Origin of the sequence: Pelomonas lactea (genome assembly GCF_043555885.1) — a bacterium.
Classification (GTDB): Bacteria; Pseudomonadota; Gammaproteobacteria; order Burkholderiales; family Burkholderiaceae_C; genus Pelomonas; species Pelomonas lactea.
Map to the genome: position 1 here is coordinate 157,222 of NZ_JBIGHX010000006.1, position 18,414 is coordinate 175,635.

The 18,414-nt window shown below is 70.9% G+C and carries 21 protein-coding genes; 8 read left to right on the forward strand and 13 right to left on the reverse strand.

What is annotated here, in order from left to right; all coding sequences use genetic code 11:
• Positions 1-12 precede the first annotated feature (12 nt).
• From ACG04Q_RS17470 to mnmG, 6 genes are all read right to left on the reverse strand, one after another.
• Positions 13-759, reverse strand: a complete 747-nt coding sequence (locus ACG04Q_RS17470; protein ID WP_394512359.1) for a GNAT family N-acetyltransferase — start codon at positions 757-759, stop codon at positions 13-15.
• On the reverse strand, positions 752-1,267 hold the full coding sequence (locus ACG04Q_RS17475; protein WP_394512360.1) for a GNAT family N-acetyltransferase: 516 nt from the start codon (positions 1,265-1,267) through the stop codon (positions 752-754). Before ACG04Q_RS17475 ends, ACG04Q_RS17470 begins: the two co-directional genes overlap by 8 nt.
• Positions 1,268-1,293: 26 nt before the next feature.
• Entirely contained in the window at positions 1,294-1,764 is a 471-nt protein-coding gene (locus ACG04Q_RS17480; protein WP_394512361.1) for a hypothetical protein, read from the reverse strand.
• A complete protein-coding gene (locus tag ACG04Q_RS17485; RefSeq protein ID WP_394512362.1) occupies positions 1,761-2,534 on the reverse strand; it encodes a ParA family protein in 774 nt (257 codons plus the stop codon). The genes ACG04Q_RS17480 and ACG04Q_RS17485 overlap by 4 nt, the downstream gene beginning before the upstream one ends.
• Before the next feature lie 78 nt (positions 2,535-2,612).
• The gene (rsmG, locus tag ACG04Q_RS17490) at positions 2,613-3,239 is read right to left on the reverse strand and encodes a 16S rRNA (guanine(527)-N(7))-methyltransferase RsmG (RefSeq protein ID WP_394512364.1); all 627 of its coding nucleotides are present in this window, start codon (positions 3,237-3,239) and stop codon (positions 2,613-2,615) included.
• On the reverse strand, positions 3,236-5,185 hold the full coding sequence (mnmG, locus tag ACG04Q_RS17495) for a tRNA uridine-5-carboxymethylaminomethyl(34) synthesis enzyme MnmG (RefSeq protein ID WP_394512365.1): 1,950 nt from the start codon (positions 5,183-5,185) through the stop codon (positions 3,236-3,238). Before mnmG ends, rsmG begins: the two co-directional genes overlap by 4 nt.
• Positions 5,186-5,484: 299 nt before the next feature.
• Between mnmG and ACG04Q_RS17500 the strand changes: the two genes are divergently transcribed.
• The 4 genes from ACG04Q_RS17500 (at position 5,485) to ACG04Q_RS17515 (ending at position 7,770) form a co-directional block, all read left to right on the forward strand.
• Positions 5,485-6,123 (forward strand): Crp/Fnr family transcriptional regulator, encoded by a 639-nt coding sequence (locus ACG04Q_RS17500; protein ID WP_394512366.1) that lies wholly within the window; start codon positions 5,485-5,487, stop codon positions 6,121-6,123.
• Between the two features lie 67 nt (positions 6,124-6,190).
• Positions 6,191-6,385, forward strand: a complete 195-nt coding sequence (locus tag ACG04Q_RS17505; protein ID WP_394512368.1) for a YgaP family membrane protein — start codon at positions 6,191-6,193, stop codon at positions 6,383-6,385.
• 25 nt (positions 6,386-6,410) lie between these two features.
• Positions 6,411-6,692: a YkgJ family cysteine cluster protein gene (locus tag ACG04Q_RS17510; protein WP_394512370.1), complete on the forward strand. Its 282-nt coding sequence runs from the start codon at positions 6,411-6,413 to the stop codon at positions 6,690-6,692.
• A 100-nt stretch (positions 6,693-6,792) separates the two neighbouring features.
• Positions 6,793-7,770, forward strand: coding sequence for a hypothetical protein (locus ACG04Q_RS17515; RefSeq protein ID WP_394512372.1), 978 nt, complete (start codon positions 6,793-6,795; stop codon positions 7,768-7,770).
• Position 7,771: 1 nt separating this feature from the next.
• Here the strand turns inward: ACG04Q_RS17515 and ACG04Q_RS17520 are convergent, their stop codons facing one another.
• Complete coding sequence (locus ACG04Q_RS17520; protein WP_394512374.1) at positions 7,772-7,993, reverse strand: DUF2061 domain-containing protein; 222 nt, start codon at positions 7,991-7,993, stop codon at positions 7,772-7,774.
• Between the two features lie 107 nt (positions 7,994-8,100).
• On the opposite strand from ACG04Q_RS17520, the gene ACG04Q_RS17525 reads away from it, so the two are divergent.
• Positions 8,101-8,598: a hypothetical protein gene (locus ACG04Q_RS17525; RefSeq protein ID WP_394512375.1), complete on the forward strand. Its 498-nt coding sequence runs from the start codon at positions 8,101-8,103 to the stop codon at positions 8,596-8,598.
• Here the strand turns inward: ACG04Q_RS17525 and ACG04Q_RS17530 are convergent.
• The 5 genes from ACG04Q_RS17530 to ACG04Q_RS17550 form a co-directional block, all read right to left on the reverse strand.
• Positions 8,595-9,110 carry a hypothetical protein gene (locus ACG04Q_RS17530; RefSeq protein ID WP_394512377.1) on the reverse strand — a complete coding sequence of 172 codons (516 nt, stop codon included), beginning with the start codon at positions 9,108-9,110 and terminating at the stop codon, positions 8,595-8,597. The genes ACG04Q_RS17525 and ACG04Q_RS17530 overlap by 4 nt on opposite strands.
• 12 nt (positions 9,111-9,122) lie before the next feature.
• Positions 9,123-10,286 (reverse strand): ABC transporter permease, encoded by a 1,164-nt coding sequence (locus ACG04Q_RS17535; protein WP_394512379.1) that lies wholly within the window; start codon positions 10,284-10,286, stop codon positions 9,123-9,125.
• Positions 10,283-11,065 carry an ABC transporter ATP-binding protein gene (locus ACG04Q_RS17540; RefSeq protein ID WP_394512381.1) on the reverse strand — a complete coding sequence of 261 codons (783 nt, stop codon included), beginning with the start codon at positions 11,063-11,065 and terminating at the stop codon, positions 10,283-10,285. Before ACG04Q_RS17540 ends, ACG04Q_RS17535 begins: the two co-directional genes overlap by 4 nt.
• Complete coding sequence (locus tag ACG04Q_RS17545) at positions 11,062-12,531, reverse strand: alpha/beta fold hydrolase (RefSeq protein WP_394512383.1); 1,470 nt, start codon at positions 12,529-12,531, stop codon at positions 11,062-11,064. Before ACG04Q_RS17545 ends, ACG04Q_RS17540 begins: the two co-directional genes overlap by 4 nt.
• Positions 12,532-12,652: 121 nt before the next feature.
• Positions 12,653-14,209 carry a thioredoxin family protein gene (locus ACG04Q_RS17550; protein WP_394512385.1) on the reverse strand — a complete coding sequence of 519 codons (1,557 nt, stop codon included), beginning with the start codon at positions 14,207-14,209 and terminating at the stop codon, positions 12,653-12,655.
• A gap of 169 nt (positions 14,210-14,378) precedes the next feature.
• Between ACG04Q_RS17550 and ACG04Q_RS17555 the strand changes: the two genes are divergently transcribed.
• The 3 genes from ACG04Q_RS17555 (at position 14,379) to ACG04Q_RS17565 (ending at position 16,179) form a co-directional block, all read left to right on the forward strand.
• Positions 14,379-14,987, forward strand: a complete 609-nt coding sequence (locus ACG04Q_RS17555) for a PEP-CTERM sorting domain-containing protein (RefSeq protein WP_394512386.1) — start codon at positions 14,379-14,381, stop codon at positions 14,985-14,987.
• Positions 14,988-15,020: 33 nt separating this feature from the next.
• Positions 15,021-15,719, forward strand: a complete 699-nt coding sequence (locus ACG04Q_RS17560) for a DNA alkylation repair protein (protein WP_394512388.1) — start codon at positions 15,021-15,023, stop codon at positions 15,717-15,719.
• A 253-nt stretch (positions 15,720-15,972) separates the two neighbouring features.
• Positions 15,973-16,179, forward strand: coding sequence for a hypothetical protein (locus ACG04Q_RS17565; protein ID WP_394512390.1), 207 nt, complete (start codon positions 15,973-15,975; stop codon positions 16,177-16,179).
• Between the two features lie 28 nt (positions 16,180-16,207).
• Here the strand turns inward: ACG04Q_RS17565 and ACG04Q_RS17570 are convergent, their stop codons facing one another.
• Entirely contained in the window at positions 16,208-18,262 is a 2,055-nt protein-coding gene (locus ACG04Q_RS17570; RefSeq protein ID WP_394512392.1) for an oxidoreductase, read from the reverse strand.
• Positions 18,263-18,414 lie beyond the last annotated feature (152 nt).

Below are 18,414 nucleotides of genomic sequence, written 5' to 3' on the forward strand. Positions count from 1 at the left end.
GGGTCCATGAGCTCATGTCAGCACCGCCTCGGGGCTGCGGTAGTGATAACGGTAGGCGAACACAAAGCCCAGCCGTGCGTAAAGCCGCTGCGCGACGGCGTTGTCGCTGCCCACCTGCAGGTAGGCCTGGCGGGCGCCTTGCTGGTGGGCGAGGGCCAGCAGCGCGCGGCACAGCCGCTCGCCGTGGCCTTGCCGCGGCTGGGCCGACGCGATGTCGTACAGGCCGACCAGCTCGCCGTCGACAACCATCTGCCCGCAGGCCAGCAGCGCGCCGCCGGCGTCGTTCAGCGCAAAGCCCTGGTACGTCACCGGCGCGGTCGCGATGCGTTCGGCATGCGCGGCGATGGCCGTGTCGGACGACCCGCGCAGCCCACCGACGAGTGCTGCGTAGGCGGTGGCATCCAGCGGCTGCAGCGCGGCGGGCGCGGGGTCCGGCGTGAGGGTGGCCAGCACCATCACATCGGCCGCGTCGAACGCGCCCCAGCCCTTGGCAGCCAGGCGGGCATCGAGGTCGGCCGGCTGGCTCCACGGCGTCACGCGCACGGCCAGCGGCAGGCCGGCAGCGTCGTAGGCGCGCTGGCAGCGTGCCAGCAGCTCGTCCAGCGGCAGCGTGCCCTGGCGCAGCGCATTGATGCAGCGCGAGCGCTTGGCCTTGCCGGGCGACAGCCGGATCAGCCAGCCGTCGATGTCGGCCTGCTGCGGCGGGGCGGAGGCGTCCAGGCCGGCGAGTTCGGCGCGCAGGGCGAGGGCGTCAAGCATCGGTCAGCAGCACCTGGGGGTCGCGCCACAGGCAGCGCCATTCCGGCAGCGACACACCGCCGAACGGGCCGGTCATGCCGGGGTCGATGAACTCCGCGCCCAGCCGGGCGTAGAAGCGCTTGGCGGGCTCGTTCTGGTCCAGCACCCACAGGTGCAGCGGCTGCGTGTGCGCCGGCCCCAGCTCGCGGACGACGGCCTGCAGCAGCCGCCGGCCGAGGCCGCCGCCTTTGAGGTCGGGGTGGACGTGCAGGTTGTCGACCAGCGTGCCGCAGACCGGATCATGGCCGGGCAGCACGTAGGCGAAGCCGATCATCTGGCCGGCGGCGTCGTCGGCCACGATGCCGAAGGCGGGCGCCGTCGCCGGGCCTTGCAGCCGCTCGCGCCAGACGGCCTGGCGCTCGGCGAAGACGTCATGGTCCAGGAAGCCGTCCGGCACGATGCCGCGGTAGGCGCTGCGCCAGCTGGTGGCGTGGAGGAGGGCGATGGCATCGGCGTCGGCCGGGGTCATCTTGCGTATCGTGGCCCCATGGAGGTTCATGGCTGTTCCAGTTCAGGCGCGATGACCTTGGTGGCTGTCGCGCATTGGCCGTGCTCGCAATATGTCGCTGTCAACTCAAGAACCAAGCCGCCGGTTTCGGCTTTTGCCAGATAGCTGCAAGTGACGTGAGACCTCCGGGCGCGGGCTTCATCTCCGGACCGCAGAATGAAGTGGGGCCCCTTCAGCAGTATTGCCGGGGGCGGGATTGGCTTCTCGCCAGTCCGTTTGCGCGTCTGCAAATCCCTCAGGTATCGAGCGTTTTCGGTGGCGTACTCGTTGGACGCGGGCGTGCCATCGGCCCGCGTGATGTTTAAGCCTTCTGGCCAAAACGCGTAGACGGTGAGCACCGGCTCTTTCTCATCTTCTGCCCGAGCTTGTATGGTTACGCGCTTCAGGTCGCAATGATGGACTTGGGCGCAGGCCAAAAGTGGCACCACCAAGGCCGCCATCAGCAGCACCTTGCTCACCGCATCGTCTCGATCCGCTTCACCATCTCCCTGGCGAAGTCGACAAACGCCTGGGCACCCTTGGAGCTGGGGTCGAACACGACGCCTGGCAGCCCGTAGCTGGGCGCCTCGGCCAGCCGCACGTTGCGTGGGATGACGGTGTCGAACACCTTGTTGGCGAAGTGGGCCTTGAGCTGGTCGCTGACCTGCTGCTGCAGCGTGATGCGCGGGTCGAACATGACGCGCAGCAGGCCGATGATCTCCAGGTCCGGGTTCAGGTTGGCGTGGATCTGCTTGATGGTGTTGACCAGGTCGGTCAGGCCTTCCAGCGCGAAGTACTCGCACTGCATGGGCACGATGACGCCGTGCGCGCTGCACAGCCCGTTCAGCGTCAGCATGGACAGCGACGGCGGGCAGTCGATCAGCACGAAGTCGTAGTCCTTGCCGGCCTCGGCCAGCGCGGCCTTCAGCCGGGCTTCGCGGCGCTCCAGCGCCACCAGGTCGACCTCGGCGCCGGCCAGCTCGCGGTTGGCGCCCAGCACGTCGTAGCCGGCCTTGTCCGCGCGGGCCTTGGCCTCGGCGATGGAGGCGGACTCCAGCAGCACGTCGTAGACCGTCATCTCCAGCTTGCGCTTGTCGATGCCGGAGCCCATGGTGGCGTTGCCCTGCGGGTCCAGGTCGACGACCAGCACGCGCTGGCCGATCTGGGCCAGGCCGGCGGCGAGGTTGACGGTGGTGGTGGTCTTGCCGACGCCACCCTTCTGGTTGGCGATGCAGAAAATCTTGGCCATGGCTGGGGTTCCGGGAGCAACCGGCATCGTACCGGGCGGAGGGCGAGTCGGACCTCGGGCGCGACCCGTGAAGCGGCCTCAGCGAGGCTTCATCCAGACGATGCAGCGCTGCGCGTCCAGGCCCGGGACGGCCAGTTGTTCCACGTGAAACACGGCCACGTCCGCGGGCAGGGCGGCAATCTCGTCGGCTGGGTGCTGGCCCTTCATGGCCATCCAGACCGCACCGGGTGCCAGGTGCTGGCGGGTCAGGCTCGTGAAGTCCACCAGCGACGCGAACGCGCGGGACGTGATGACGCCGAACGGCTCGGTCGTCAGTTGCTCGACGCGACTGTGCACGCCGTGCAGGTTGGGCAGCTTCAGCTCGGCGGCGACCTGCTGGATGAAGGTGGCCTTCTTGGCGACCGCGTCCACACAGGTCACGTCGGTGCCGGGGCAGCAGATGGCGATGACCACGCCGGGCAGCCCGCCGCCGGCGCCCACATCCATCAGCCTGGCCGGCGCCCCATGCCGCAGCAGCGGCGGCAAGGCCGACAGGCTGTCGATCAGGTGGTGGCTCAGCATCTGCGCCGGGTCGCGCACGGCGGTCAGGTTGTAAACCTTGTTCCACTTCTGCAGCAGGGCCAGGTAGGCCAGCAGCTGGTCGAGTTGGTGGTCGCCGAGTTCGAGGCCGAGTTGGGTGGCTGCCGTCTGGAGCGTGTCCCTCATGCCGCTTCCGCCTCGGTGAAGCCCTTGAACTTGCCCTTCTTCAGGTGCACCAGCAGCAGCGAGATCGCGGCCGGCGTGATGCCGGAGATGCGCGAGGCCTGGCCCAGCGTCTCGGGGCGGTGCTTGTTCAGCTTCTGCCGTGCCTCGAAGGAGAGGGCGTGGACAAGGCCGTAGTCCAGCTCCTCGGGCAATTTCAGATGCTCGAAGTGCGCGGCGCGGGCGACGTCATCGACCTGCTTGTTGATGTAGCCGGCGTACTTGGTGCTGATTTCCACCTGCTCGGTGACGAGGGCCGCCAGCTCTTCGCCCAGCTCGGCATTCAACGTTTCACGTGAAACACCGGCCTCGGGTCGAGCGATGGACGCCACCTCGGCGACGGTGTCGAACACCACGCCGGGCCGGCGCAGCAGGTCGACCAATGTGTACTCGCGCTCCAGCGCCTTGCCGACGAGACGTTCCGCGTCCGCCGCCGGCAAGATGCCCGCGTGGACCCAGGTGCTCTTCAGCTTCTCTGTTTCACGTGAAACAGCATCGCGCTTGCGGTTGAAGGCGGTCCAGCGCTCGTCGTCCACCAGGCCCAGCTGGCGGCCCACTTCGGTCAGGCGCGCATCGGCGTTGTCCTCGCGCAGCTGCAGCCGGAACTCGGCGCGGCTGGTGAACATGCGGTACGGCTCGGTGACGCCCTTGGTGATGAGGTCGTCCACCAGCACGCCCAGGTAGGCCTGGTCGCGCGCCGGCGTCCACGGGTCGTCGCCACGAACCTGCAGCGCGGCGTTCAGGCCGGCAAACAGTCCCTGGGCGGCGGCTTCCTCGTAGCCGGTCGTGCCGTTGATCTGGCCGGCGAAGAACAGGCCCTGGATGACCTTGGTCTCGAACGAGGCCTTGAGCCCGCGCGGGTCGAAGTAGTCGTACTCGATGGCGTAGCCCGGGCGCAGGATGTCGGCGTTCTCCAGGCCGGGGATGCTGCGCACCGCGGCCAGCTGGATGTCGAAGGGCAGGGAGGTGGAGATGCCGTTCGGGTAGAACTCGTGCGTCGTCAGGCCCTCGGGCTCCAGGAAGATCTGGTGCGAGTCCTTGTCGGCGAAGCGGTTCACCTTGTCCTCGATGCTGGGGCAGTAGCGCGGGCCCACGCCCTCGATGACGCCGGTGAACATCGGGCTGCGGTCGAAGCCGCTGCGGATGATCTCGTGCGTGCGGGCGTTGGTGTGCGTGATCCAGCACGGCACCTGCTGCGGGTGCATGGCGGTGTTGCCCATGAAGCTGAACACCGGCACGGGCGTCAGGTCGCCGGGCTGGGCCTCGCACTTGGAGAAATCGATGGTGCGGCCGTCGATGCGCGGTGGCGTGCCGGTCTTCAGGCGCCCCTGCGGCAGTTTCAGTTCCTTCAGGCGGGCCGACAGCGACACGGCCGGCGGGTCGCCGGCGCGGCCGGCGGCGTAGTTCTGCAGGCCCACGTGCACGCGGCCATCCAGGAAGGTGCCGGCCGTCAGCACGACGGCGCGGGCGCGGAACCGGATGCCGGCCTGCGTGACGGCGCCCACCACGCGGTCGCCTTCCACCATCAGGTCGTCCACGGCCTGCTGGAACAGCTGCAGGTTGGGCTGGTTCTCCAGCCGCCGGCGGATAGCGGCCTTGTAGAGGATGCGGTCGGCCTGGGCGCGGGTGGCGCGCACGGCCGGGCCCTTGCTGCCGTTCAGGATGCGGAACTGGATGCCGCCCTCGTCGGTGGCCAGCGCCATCGCACCGCCCAGCGCGTCCACCTCCTTCACGAGGTGGCCCTTGCCGATGCCGCCGATGCTGGGGTTGCAGCTCATCGCGCCCAGGGTCTCGATGTTGTGGGTCAGCAGCAGCGTCTGCGCGCCCATGCGCGCCGCGGCAAGCGCCGCTTCAGTGCCGGCATGGCCGCCGCCGACGACGATGACGTCGAATTCCTTGGGGTAAAGCATCTCTGTTCCATTTCCGCATGTCGGGCCGGGCGCCGGGCTGCCAAGGGCGAGGCCCTTGGCCTGTCGTAGGCGCCAGCAGTCCGCAGGGACTGCTGGTGTCCGACGCCAGTTCGCCAAGCCGGCCCGCTCAGGCGATGTGCCTGCCGGTCGATCCGGTGGGCATCGCCGTCCCCTCGGGGGACCGGCCAAGGTACTCCTTGGACGAGGGGCGCCACGTTGCCTGGGCGAACCGCGAATTTTACGAAGGGCCTGTGGACAAGTCACCCGGCATCGGGGGTGACCGTGGTGGAATGCCGGGCATGCCGCTGCCCGCCGACCCCGCCCTTGCCGCGCTGGCCGACCTGGCGCGGCGGGCGCCCGCGATGCAGGTGCGGGCCGGCACCCGGCTGTTCGACGCCGGCCGACCCTGCCCGGGCTTCCCGCTGGTGGATGCGGGCAGCGTCAGCGTGTCGCTGCTGGCGCCGGACGGCCGGCGGCTGGAGCTGTACCGCGTGGAGCCGGGCGAGGTCTGCGTCGTGTCCGCCACCTGCCTGTTCGCCCACCGCGCGGCCACGGCCAGCGGCGAAGCCCGCACCGAGACGGCGCTGCGCCTCATCAGCCCGGCGGACTTCGAGGCCGTCTGCGAGCGCGACCCCGTGCTGCGCCGCTACGTGATGGGCCTGATGGCCGAGCGCCTGGCCGACCTGATGGCGTTGGTGGAGGCCGTGGCCTTCCAGCGGCTGGACCAGCGCCTGGCCGCGCTGCTGTGCGCCCGCGGCCCGCGCCTGCTCGTCACGCACCAGCAGCTGGCCGACGATCTGGGCACCGTGCGCGAGATCGTCAGCCGGCTGCTGCGCCGCTTCGAACGCGACGGCTGGGTGAGCCTGGGGCGCGAGCGCGTCGACGTGACCGACGCGGCGGCGCTGCAGCGGCTTTGCGCGGCGTCAAGCGCTGTGTGACCGTGGTCACCGACACGCGGGGCGCGCCGGCCGACGATGGCGGCATCACCACCCCAAGGAGTGCCTCATGTTCAAGACCAACGTCGGCGGCCTGGACCGCGCCGCCCGCCTCTGCGCCGGCCTCGTGCTGCTGGGCCTTGCGGCCACCGGCGTCATCGGCGCCTGGGGCTGGTTGGGCCTCGTGCCGCTGGCCACGGGCCTGATGAGCAGCTGCCCGCTGTACTCGGTGCTGGGCGTCAGCACCTGCCCGGCCAAGGGCTGACGCGTTCGCGGCGGACAATGCCGCGATGGACTGCCGCCCCCACTGCGCCGCCTGCTGTATCGCGCCGTCGATCAGCTCGCCCATCCCCGGCCACCCGCAGGGCAAGCCCGCCGGCGTGCGCTGCGCGCAGCTGGACGACGAGCTGCGCTGCAAGATCTTCGGCCGCCCCGAGCGGCCGGCGGTGTGCGGCTCGCTGCAGCCGCACGAGGACATGTGCGGCGCCAGCCGCGAGCAGGCGATGCGCTGGCTGGGCTGGATGGAGGAGCAGACGGCGCCCGGCGGGCCGCCAGCGGCACACAGCTCGTAACCTGGCGCCCGCCGTCGTCGGGCGCGGGCAGCCGAGCGTCTCCTAGACTGCCGCCGCCGTGTCTTCGTGGCCGGCGTGTCAACAGTCAGGGAGCAAAACCATGAGATTCCAACCCGGCCTGGCCGCCGTGGCCATGCTGCTGGGCAGCGTCCTCGCGCAGGCTCAGCCCGTCGAGCTGCGGCCGTTTCCGCGTGCGCATGAGCTGGCGCGCTACGACAACCCGCTCGAAGTCGGCGCGCTGCCGATCTCGCCGCCCGAGCGCGCGAAGGGCAGGAACGAGAGCCGCTGGCGGCTGCCCTACGAGGGCAAGGTGTCCATGCAGCAGTACAAGCATCCTGCCGACGACAGCCCGCTGCTCATCGCGCGCCACTACGCCGGCCAGCTGCGCGAGCAGGGGTTCGAGCTCGTCACCATCTGCGATATTCCCTGCACCTCGCCTTCCGGCAGCGCGGATGTGTCCATCTATTGGTCCCACGAGCTGGACCCTGCCAAGCGGCTTCAGTACAGCGCCTTCGGCGCCCGCGGCATGTACCTGATGGCCCACCGTGCCGATGCCGTGGTGGCCATCCGCGTGGGTGCCTATGCGGATGGCTATGCGTCCGTCGTCAAGACCGTGACCACCCCGCAGCTGGACCGCGCGCCGCTGTTGGCCTACGTCGAGCAGCAGAAGGCCCCGGCGGTGGCCGATGCCCCGCTGCCGCCCCCGCCCGGTCGCGCGGCCGCCAATGCGCCCGGCGTTCAGAGCGTGGCGCCCGCCGACGTCAGCGCGTGGGTGCGGCAGAGCAAGGGCTGGGTGGTCTTGCAGCTCAGTTCGTACGACCCGGGCTGCGGCTTCTGCGTGCGTTCGAACCCCGCCTTCAACGCCTTGGCCGCCGCCGAAAGCGCCAGCGGCACCCGCTTCGCGCGCGTCGCCTTCCAGCCCTGGAAGACGGTGGGGCAGAGCGAGTTCGTGCGCCAGTACGCCGTGGGCGGCATCCCGGCCTACTTCACGTTCAAGGACGGCCAGCTGATGCGCCGCCAGGACGGCATCGCCGACGAGGCCACGCTGCGCCGCACGCTGCTGGACGGGCTGCGCTGACTCAGCCGCCCGCCAGCTGTCGGCGGCCGCCGCTCCAGCGCGCACGGAAGGCCTGCGCGCGCGGGTGGTCCCAGTACTTGTCGAAGAAGTAGTGCAGCACCGTGTTGGCCAGCGGCTCGATGAACGTGACGGCACCGGCCACGGCGATGCTGCCCGTCAGTGCGTAGGTCACCGTGAACGAGGTGCCCAGGTGCAGGATGCCGAAGCTGACGGTCTTGGTCATGGTGTCTATCGTCTGATTGAATCTAATAGCCAAATGCTAATGATTCTCATCGGCGCAGGCCAATTGCTTGCGGCTATGTCACCGATCAGCGCCTACGCTGTGCCGCCATGACACCTGACGACACCCCCGTTCCCGCCGACAGCCTGCTGGGCCGCATGGCCGCCGAGCGCGGCGCCTTTGCCGATGCCTATGCGCTGCAGCTGCCGCATGCCGTCACGCTGGCGGCATTCGTCGAGGCCTTCTATACGACGCGGCTGTTCAAGCTGGAGCGCGCGCTGATCGCGCTGCTGGGCAAGCCGTCCAGCGACGCGATGGCGCGCGCGGTGGCGCGGGGGGAGGGCGAGCGCATCGCCGTCTGGACCGTGGAGGCCCGCACGGGCGACGAGTTGCTGATGCACGAGGACAGCGGCGCCACGCGCTCCTGGTTCAAGGCCCAGGCGGGCGAGGGCGGCGGCACGACGCTGTGGTTCGGCTCCGCCGTGGTGCCACGCCGGCGCGGGCCGGGCGGCGAGCCGCGCTTCAGCTGGGTGTTCCATGCGCTGCTGGGCTTTCACCGCCGGTACTCGCGCGCGCTGCTGGCCGCCGCGGCGCGGCGGCTGGCTTAGCGCTGCGTGCCCGGGCCGGTGACCTTGTCGGTGACCGGCTGGCCGGTGGCGAGGTCTTCGATCCAGACCTCGCAGGCCTGCGCCTCGATGCGGCCCCGGACGGCGTAGCGCACGCCCTCCCTGGGCGTGAAGACCACCTCGCCCACCGTGCGGCAGGTCGGGTTGGACAACGCCACCAGCGGCGATGCGTACTGCGTCGCCGCCTGCAGCTGCACGCGCGCCGGCCGCACGGCCAGCTCGTTGCTCAGCGCCACGGCGGTGACCGTCATGGCGCCGCCCTGGCCGGCCCGCGTGGTGGCCACGCTGCTGCTGGCCAGCCGGCGGCCGTCCACCTGTGTCATCTCGAACACATGCAGCCGCTGCGGGCCTGCGGCCACGGCCTGGTCGGCCACGTTGACCGTGGGCCCGGTGTAGTCGGCCGGCGTGGCGGGCTCGAAGGCGGAGAAGCTGCCGGCGCTGGCGCAGCCGGCGAGCAGCAGCGCCATGGCGGCGGTGGCGAGGGGGCGGTTCATGCGGCGCGCAGCTTACCGCGCCACCGCCGCGCGCATGGAGCGCGCCACGTAGAACAGCGCCACGGCGCCCATCGCGAAGCCCGTCAGCACGCCCGGCAACACCTGGCCCCAGCGCAGTGCCTCGCCCTTCAGCACGGCCAGCATCAGCGTGTTCTGCGCCAGGCCCGGCACCCACAGGTACCAGGGCGCATCGCCGCCCGGGTTCAGCAGCGTCACCATCGGCATCAGGCTGACGACGGTGACCACCAGCGTGCTGCCGGCCTGCGCCTCCTTGAAGGTCTTGGAGCGGATGGCCAGCGCCATCAGCAGGCCGGACAGCCCCGCCGCCAGCGGGATCTGCAGCAGCCAGAAGGCCAGCACCTCGCCCATGCCGAACTGGAACATCGCCTGCAGGCTGTCGCTTCTCAAGAGCCACTGCGCCGGCACGAAGCTCAAGCTGGACAGCAGCGCCACCACCATGCCCATCAGCGCCACGGCGCCCCACTTGCCCACCACCAGCGCGCCGTGCGGCACCGGGTTCATCAGCAGCGGTTCCAGCGAGCCGCGCTCGCGTTCGCCGGCGGTGCTGTCCAGCGCCGCGGTCAGCGCGCCGTACAGCACGGCCATGATGATGAACATCGGCACCATGGCCGTCAGCCGCGACGCGCGGGCCTGCACGCTGGCCAGGTCGCGTTCCTCGACCTCGATGGGCTTGAGCAGCTCCATGGACACGCCGCGCAGCGCCAGGTTCAACGCCGCGCGTTCCTGGTTGAAGCCGCCCAGCAGCCGGTGGATGCTGCCCACGCCCGCACCGGCGCGCTGGTTGGCGCTGTCGCTGACGATCTCCACCGTCGGCGCCTCGCCGGCCCGCAGCTTGGCCTCGAAGTCCGCCGGCACCACCATCACCGGCTCCAGCAGCGTCGTCGCGCGCAGCCGGGCCTCGTAGTCGGCCGGGGCGGGCTTGATCGTGAAGGTCTGGCGCTCGATGAAATTCTTCAGCGTGGGCGCGGCGTCGATGCCCACGGCCAGCACCTCGCGCTTCTCGGCGCGCTCCTCGAACGACGCGATCAGCGCGGACAGCGCCGCCAGCATCAGCGGCCCCATCAGCAGCGCGGGCACCAGCATGCGCAGCAGCGTGCGGCGGTCGCGCAGCGCGTCGGCCAGTTCCTTGGCAAAGACGATGAACGCCTGTTTCATGCAGCCACCTCGGCAGGGAAAGCCAGTTTCACGAACGCATCCTCGAAGCGGGTCTCACCCGCCTGCGCCAGCAGCTCCGGCACGCTGCCGTGCGCGACGCTGCGGCCCTTGGACACGACGACCACCTCGTCGCACAGCTGCTCCACCTCCTGCATGATGTGCGTGGAGAAGACGATGCACTTGGCGCCGCCCTCGGGGCTGCGCAGCCAGCGCAGCGCCTCGCGCAGCGCGCGCGTGGCCAGCACGTCCAGCCCGTTGGTGGGCTCGTCCAGCACGATGTTGGCGGGGTCGTGCACGAGGGCCCGGGCCAGCGCCGTCTTCATGCGCTCGCCCTGGCTGAAGCCGTCAGCGCGGCGGTCCAGGATGGACTGCATCTCCAGCAGCCGCGCCAGCTCCTCGGCGCGCGCGTTGGCGGCGTCGGGGTCCATGCCCTGCAGCCGGCCGAAGTAGGCGATGTTCTCGCGCGCCGACAGCCGCGGGTACAGGCCGTGTGCATCGCCCAGGATGCCCATGCGGGCCAAGGCTTTCAGCGGTTCGTCCTGCACGACGATGCCGTCGACCGTGATGCGGCCGCTGTCCGGCGCGAACAGCCCGGCCAGCATGCGCAGCGTCGTTGTCTTGCCGGCGCCGTTGGCACCCAGCAGGCCGGTGATGCGGCCATCGGCGGCCGCCACGCTGACGCCTTGCACGGCGTGGACGACGCGCTTGTCGCCGCGTTTGAACAGCCCCGCGCCCGTGCGCGAGACGAAGTGCTTGTGGACGTTGGCGATGTCGATCATTGCGCGGCTCCGTTCGTCGGGGCCTGGATGGGCTGGAAGGCGACGGGCCGCGGGATGCGCGTGGCGCAGCTCGCGTCCTGCGGCAGCGCGTCGGTGTCGGTCTTGGCGTCGATGAAGCGGAACATCAGGTCGCGCACGCAGCCCACGCCCATGACGCCGTGGCCGGCCTCGGGCACCACCAGGTGCTGCACGCGCTCGGCGTGGCCGACGGCCAGCGCCTTCGCGATGCGCTCGCCGTGGCGCGGCGGCGTGGCGGGGTCCGCACCGCCGCTCATGACGAGCACGGGGCTGGGCGCGGGCGGCACCTTGTAGAAGTCGGCCGGCACGTCGCCGCGGGGCCAGGTCTTGCACACGCGGGCGTACATGTCGGCATCCACGCGCTGGAAGTCGGCGCCGGGCTTGTCGGTCGACTCGGCCAGGCGCGGCATGTCCTCGGCGCAGACGACCGAGAAGTGCATGCCCATCGCCAGCCGCAGGTCCTTGCCGCCGCTGAAGGCCGAGGTCAGGCCGAACAGGCCGTCGAAGCGGCCGTCGCGCGCGGCGGCCTGGATGGCGGCCGGCAGTGCGGCGGCCAGCGCCGGCTGGTACAGCGGCGGGCGCACGGCGCGCAGTAGCAGCTCGCGGTCCACCGTGAAGCGCTCGGGCTGGCCCGTCAGCGGCTGCGCCACCGTCACCTGGCGCGGCAGCGAGGCCAGCAGTGCCTGCCAGTCGGCGCGCAGCGTCGGATAGGTCTTGGCGTGTGCGTCCAGCAGCTTGTCCAGCGCGGCCTGCGTGTCGGGCGAGAAGCTGGCCGGCAGCACCATGTCGGGCGGCGCCACGCCGTCGATGACGGTGCGGCGCACCTTGGTCGGGAACTGGCGCAGGTACTCCAGCGCGGCGCGCGTGCCGTAGCTGCCGCCGATGAGGTTCCACTGCGGCACGCCGAGAGCCTCGCGCACGGCGTCCATGTCCTGCATCGCGATCGTCGTCGTGAAGAAGCGCAGGCCGCCCTCCTGGCCATACGGCAGCTTCTCCAGCGCGGCGCGGCAGGCGTCCAGCCGGCGCAGCTGGGCGGCGCCGTCGAGCTGCTCGGTGATGGGCAGCCGGCTGTCGTCGGGGCAGTCCAGCGGCGCGGACTTGCCGGTGCCGCGCTGGTCGATGAAGACCAGGTCGCGCCGGTTGCCCAGCCGCGACAGCCGCGGCAGCATGCGCGCGGCCACGCTGATGGCACTCTGGCCGGGGCCGCCGGCCAGCATCAGCACCGCGTCGGGCTGCTTGTTGCGGGCCATGGCCGGCACGACGAGGTAGTGCACGTCGATCTTCGCGCCGTCCGGCCGTGCCGGGTCCAGCGGGCGTTGCAGGCTGCCGCACTGCAACTCGTTGGGGATGCCGTCGATACGGCAGGGCTTCAGCGGCGCAGCCGCCGCGGCCGTGCCCAGACCGGTCATCGTCAGGAGTGCCAGCAGGCACCCACGCCATTCACGCATGCCTTCACTCGGGAAGTTGGGAGTGGGCGGAGTATCCGGGCGCGCCGGTGCGGGCGCCGCGGCGCTTGCGTGAATGGCCGGTGGGGCCGCACCAGCGGCCCGAAATTGCGGCTGGCCGGTGTCAGGCCTTGCGGGCAGCGGGCGCCATCAGCCCCTGGCAGGCGGCCCGCGCCTTGGCATCGCTGCCGTCCAGCTTGCCGCAGACGCCGTCCAGCTGCGCCTTGAGCCGGCCGAGGGCGGCGGCCTGGGCGGGGGTCTTGCTCCAGCCCGCCAGCAGCGTCGCGACCTTCTTCAGCGAGCGTTCGCTGCGTTCGTAGAACGCGCCGGGGTCCTTCTCTGCCTCGGCGAACAGCTGGGCGGCGGTCTTCTCGATGCGCGCCGTGTCTTCGGGGCTCAGCTCGACGAGCGCGCCGAGGTAGTTGGACCCCCACTGCAGCCGGGTCGCCGGGCCCTCGCTCTTGTTGAAGGCCTCCTCGTACCAGCGCAGCGCGTCGGCGGTCTTGCCCTGCTTCTTCGCGTTGCCGCCCAGCTGGCTCATCAGGTAGTAGGGCGAGTGGCTGCGCGCCAGGGCCGACTTCAGCAGCTCGTCGCTCTCCTTCCACAACCCGGCGCGGCCCAGCAGGTGGGCCGCTTCGGTGACGACGGCCTGGCGCTCGTAGCCGTCGGTGACGTCGCGGTTGGCCTTGCCGGCCTGCTCGCGCGCTTCGGCCAGCAGCGCGGCGGGGATCCTGGCCGGGTGCGGGTCGTCCTTGGCCGAGTCCAGCCGCGCCAGTTCGATGCGGCCTTGCAGCGCATTCAGCCGGTCGGCACGCGACAGCGTCACGTCTTCGTTGAGCCGCTTCAGCGCCGCATCGAACTCGGCGACCAGCAGGCGGCGGGCCTCGCCCGCCGCCTGCGTCAGCGCCTTGACGAGGTCGGGGGCCTCGTTGGTCAGCACGTCCATCTGCACGCGGGCCTGCTCGGCGTCGGCCAGCACGGCGCGCAGCCGCGGCAGCTGGGCTGGGTCGGCCGTCTTGCCGTCGGCCAGCGCGCCGATGGACTTCAGCCATAGCCGCGTGGCGGTCTCGGCGTCCGCACCCTCGCTGGCGCGGGCCAGCTGCGCCAGCGTGGCGGGGCGCTCGGCGGCGGGCAGCAGTTGCTGCTCGTCGGTCTCCCAGCCGTAGAAGCCCAGCAGCCGCCATTCGTTGGCACCCAGCTTCCTGCCCGCGCGCGCGTCCGCCAGCACGGCCTTGACGGGCCGGCCGCTGGACAGGCCCAGCTGCAGCACCTTCATCACCTGCGCCGCATCGGCCTCGCCGGGCAGGCGCGTGATCTCGTGGCCGGCGGGGCTGAACAGGATCAGCGTCGGGTAGCCGCGCACCTTGAAGCGCGTGCCCAGCTTCTGCGCGCCGGGCGCGTCGCCGTCGATGCCCACGGCGACGAAGGCCTTGCTCTGCTCGATGAAGTCGGCGCGGTTGAACAGCGTGGCCTTGAGCTGGTTGCACGGCGGGCACCACTTGGCGCCCCAGTACAACAGCACCGGCTTCTTCTCCGCCTTGGCTTGGGCAAAGGCGCGGTCGATGTCGGCATCGGCCGCGGCGGCCTGCCAGGACACGCCGGGCCCGGTGGCGGCGTGGGCGGGAGCGCAGGCCAGGGTGAGGGCCAGCGCCAGCGACGAGAAGAGGGGTTGCAGCTTCATGTCCGGCGGTGAGAAAGCGGTGCCCGGATTGTCCCGGGCTTTGCGCGCGGCCAGGCGCGTTTGCCAACGCAGCTCATGCGGTGGCCGCATGAACACCGGCATTCATAGGGAGGGCGCGGTCGCCGGAGTCTCCCTAGACTCGCGCGCGAGTCATTTCACAAGGGCATCCATGAAAAACATTGCCGCCGCCGCCACGCTGGCGCTGTCGCTCACACCGGCTCTGGCCGCCGGCCCCAACCTGGTCGTCAACGGCAGCTTTGAAGCCGACCCCATCGCCGGCAACAGCTGGGTCATCCGACCCAACATCACCGGCTGGACCGGCGCGCCCGACATCGAGCTGCAGAACCAGCTGGAGGGCAACCTGGCGCAGGACGGCCAGCAGCTCGTCGAGCTGGATACCTTCGCCAACAGCGCGATGAGCCAGACGATCAATGCCACCGGCTGGGTGAACCTGAGCTTCTGGTACACGCCGCGCATCGGCTGGGGCGCGAACACCCATGGTGTGCAGGTCAGTCTGGGTGGCTTCACCGGCACCGTCATGGACAGCGTCGCCGGTGGATCGGTGCCGAACTGGCAGCGCTTCAGCGCGCTGGTGGACCTGGGCAGCAGCGGCAGCGCGGTGCTGCGCTTCGCCGCGACCGGCACGTCGGACATGGCCGGCGGCCTCATCGACAACGTCTCCGTCACCGCCGTGCCCGAGCCGTCGACCGCGGCGCTGTCGCTGGCCGGCGGCCTGGTGCTGGCGGCGGGGCTGCGCCGGCGCCGCGCGGGCCGCTGACCGATCGGCCGTCGGGCGCTAGAGTGCCCGGCCATGCCTGCCGCCCGACTCGACGAAGCCCTGGCCCGGCTGCGCGCGGCCGCCCGCCTCGACGCGCTGGCCGACATGGCCCGCTTCGGTCTGACCGGCGAAGGCCGGCTGGGCCTGGCGGTGCCCACGCTGCGCGCGCTGGCGCGCGAGTTCAGGCGCGACCACGACCTGGCGCTCGCGCTGTGGGACACCGGCATCCCCGACGCACAGATCCTCGCCGGCATGGCGGCCGAGCCGGCCAAGCTGACCGCGGCGCAGATGGACCACTGGGTGGCCGGCCTGCGCGCCTGGGACGTCTGCGACCAGGCCTGCCTGAACGCCTTCGTGAAGAGCCCGCTGGCGTGGGATGCCATCCCGCGCTGGGCGGCGCGTGAGCCCGAGTTCGAGAAGCGCGCCGGCTTCGCGCTGCTGGCCGTGGCCGCCGTGCACCAGAAGCAACGACCCGACGCCGACTTCCTCGCCCGCCTGCCCCTCATCGAGCAGGCTGCCGCCGACGACCGCAACTTCGTCAAGAAGGCCGTCAACTGGGCGCTGCGCCAGATCGGCAAGCGCAGCGCGGCGCTGCGTGAGCCAGCACTCACCGTGGCGGAGCGGCTGTGCGGGCGCGAGGAGAAGTCGGCCCGCTGGATAGGCGGCGACGCGCGGCGGGAGCTGAGCCAGCGGATGGCGTCGTCGTCCGCACCCGGGCCGTCGGTCGGGTGATCGGCGGAGGCGGACGCAGCAGGTTGGGCTGCGCGAATTGCAGCGATCAGCATGGCGCCGGCCGCAAAAAATTGAACCTGACCCCATTTTCATCTCCCTCTTAGGGGGGACTTCGGGGGATTTGGGGGGAGGCGCCGCGGCGGCATCCCCCCGCGTCCCACCCTCTGGGTGATGTCGCGAAACAGGCCTGGCGCCGATGCTGACGGTGTGACGTTTTCCACGGCGTCAAACCCCTCAGCACCGGAGACCCAGCATGCAATTCTTCAGCTCCTCGCAGTTCCCCATCGTGAACGCCAGGCTGCCGCACGCCACGGCGGGGCAGGGCGCCGCCGCGGCGGCCGCAGCGCGCAAGCTGGATTGCGGCTGGTACGACTCCAGCTTCGACCTCGCCCGCGGCCTGGAAGTCGTCGAGGACGATGACCACACGCTGTACCAGCTGTGGGAGATGTCGCGTCGCTGAGCCCGGTTGTCCGGCCGCCCGGCGCCGGCTACAGCGAGCAGGCCAGTTTGGTGCCCTGCAGGATGGCCCGCTTCGCGTCCAGCTCGCCGGCCTCCAGCGCGCCGCCGATCAGGTGCACGTTCACACCCGCGGCCCGCAGCGGCGCCTCCAGCTCGCGCAGCGGCTCCTGGCCGGCGCACAGCACGATGGTGTCGGCCTCGATGAGCTGGGCGTCCGAGCGCTTCTCGCCGTAGCTCACCCACAGCCCCTCGGGCGTGATCTGCTCGTAGTTCACGCCGGCCAGCATGTCCACCTGTTTCATCTTCAAGGCCGCGCGGTGGATCCAGCCGGTCGTCTTGCCCAGGCCAGCGCCGGGCTTGCCGGTCTTGCGTTGCAGCAGCGTGATCTGGCGGTTCGGCGCGTCGGGTGCCGGCCGCAGCAGCCCGGCACGCACCTGTTCCGGGTCACCCACGCCCCAATGCTTGCGCCACGCGGCCGGGTCCAGCGTCAGCGAGTGGCCGGCCTCCAGCAGGTACTCCGCCATGTCGAAGCCGATGCCGCCCGCGCCGACGATGGCCACGCGTTTGCCCACCGGCTTGTCGTGGCGCAGCACGTCGATGTAGCTCAGCACCTGGCCGCGCGCGACGCCCTCGGCCTGGCCCTTGATCTTCGGGTCGCGCGCGCTGACGCCGGTGGCCAGCAGCACGTCGTCAAAGCCCTCCAGGTCGTCGGCGCCCACGCGGCAGTTCAGCTTCAGCTCGACGCCGGTGACCTCGATGCGCCGGCCGAAGTAGCGCAGCGTCTCGCTGAACTCCTCCTTGCCCGGCACGCGGCGGGCCATGTTGAACTGGCCGCCGATCTCGGCCGCCGCGTCGAACAGCGTCACCGCATGGCCGCGTTCGGCCAGCGTCGTCGCCGCGGCCAGCCCGGCCGGGCCAGCGCCCACGACGGCGATGCGCTTCTTCGCGCCGCCAGCCACCGGGCGCAGCACGATTTCCTGCTCGTACGCCGCCCGCGGGTTCACGAGGCAGGTGGAGATCTTCTGCGCGAAGGTGTGGTCCAGGCAGGCCTGGTTGCAGGCGATGCAGGTGTTGATCTCGTCGGCCCGCCCCTGGCGCGCCTTCTGCACGAAGGCCGGGTCGGCCAGGAAGGGCCGCGCCATCGACACCATGTCCGCCGAGCCGTCGGCCAGCACGCCTTCGGCCACCTCCGGCGTGTTGATGCGGTTGCTGGTGATCAGCGGCGTGGTGATGCCTTCTTCCCGCAGCTTGGCGCGAAGTTTTGCAGTCACCCACGCGAAGCCCGCGCGCGGCACGCTGGTCGCGATGGTGGGCACGCGCGCCTCGTGCCAGCCGATGCCGGTGTTGATGATGGTGGCGCCGCCGCGCGCCACGCGCCGGCCCAGCTCCACGACCTCGTCCCACGAACTGCCGTTGGGCACCAGGTCCAGCATGGACAGCCGGTAGATGATGATGAAGTCCGGCCCCACCGCCTCGCGCATGCGCGCCAGGATCTCCAGCGGCAGCCGCATGCGGTTCTCGTACGAGCCGCCCCAGGCGTCGGTGCGCTGGTTGGTGTGTTCGACGAGGAACTGGTTGATGAAATAGCCCTCGCTGCCCATCACCTCCACGCCGTCGTAGCCGGCTTCGCGGGCCAGCTTTGCGCAGCGGATGAACGCGCGGATCTGCCGCTCGATGCCGCGCGGCGACAGCTCCCGCGGCGTGAACGGCGTGATGGGCGACTGGATGCGCGACGGCGCCACGCACAGCGGCGAGTAGCCATAGCGGCCCGTGTGCAGGATCTGCAGCGCGATCTTGCCGCCCTCGGCATGCACGGCGTCGGTGATGAGCTTGTGCCGCCGCGCCGCGCCCGAGGTGGCCAGCGTGCCGGCGAACGGCTTGGCCCAGCCCTCGATGTTCGGCGCGAAGCCGCCTGTGACGATGAGCCCCACCTCGCCGCGCGCACGCTCGGCGAAGAACACCGCCATGCGCTCGAAATGCTTGCGGCCGTCCTCCAGCCCGGTGTGCATGCTGCCCATGAGCACGCGGTTCTTCAGCGTCGTGAAGCCCAGGTCCAGCGGGGCCAGCAGGTGCGGATAGTTCATCGCGCCGATGCTAAACAGCGGGGCCTCGCATGGATTGGAGGCGTCTCACCAATGGCCCCCCGGGTTTTCCAGCAACAGTTCTTCACCCGGTGCTAGACGGCGGAAATGGCGGCACCCCTGGCTTGGGTTCTAATCGCGAGTCCGCGTATTTG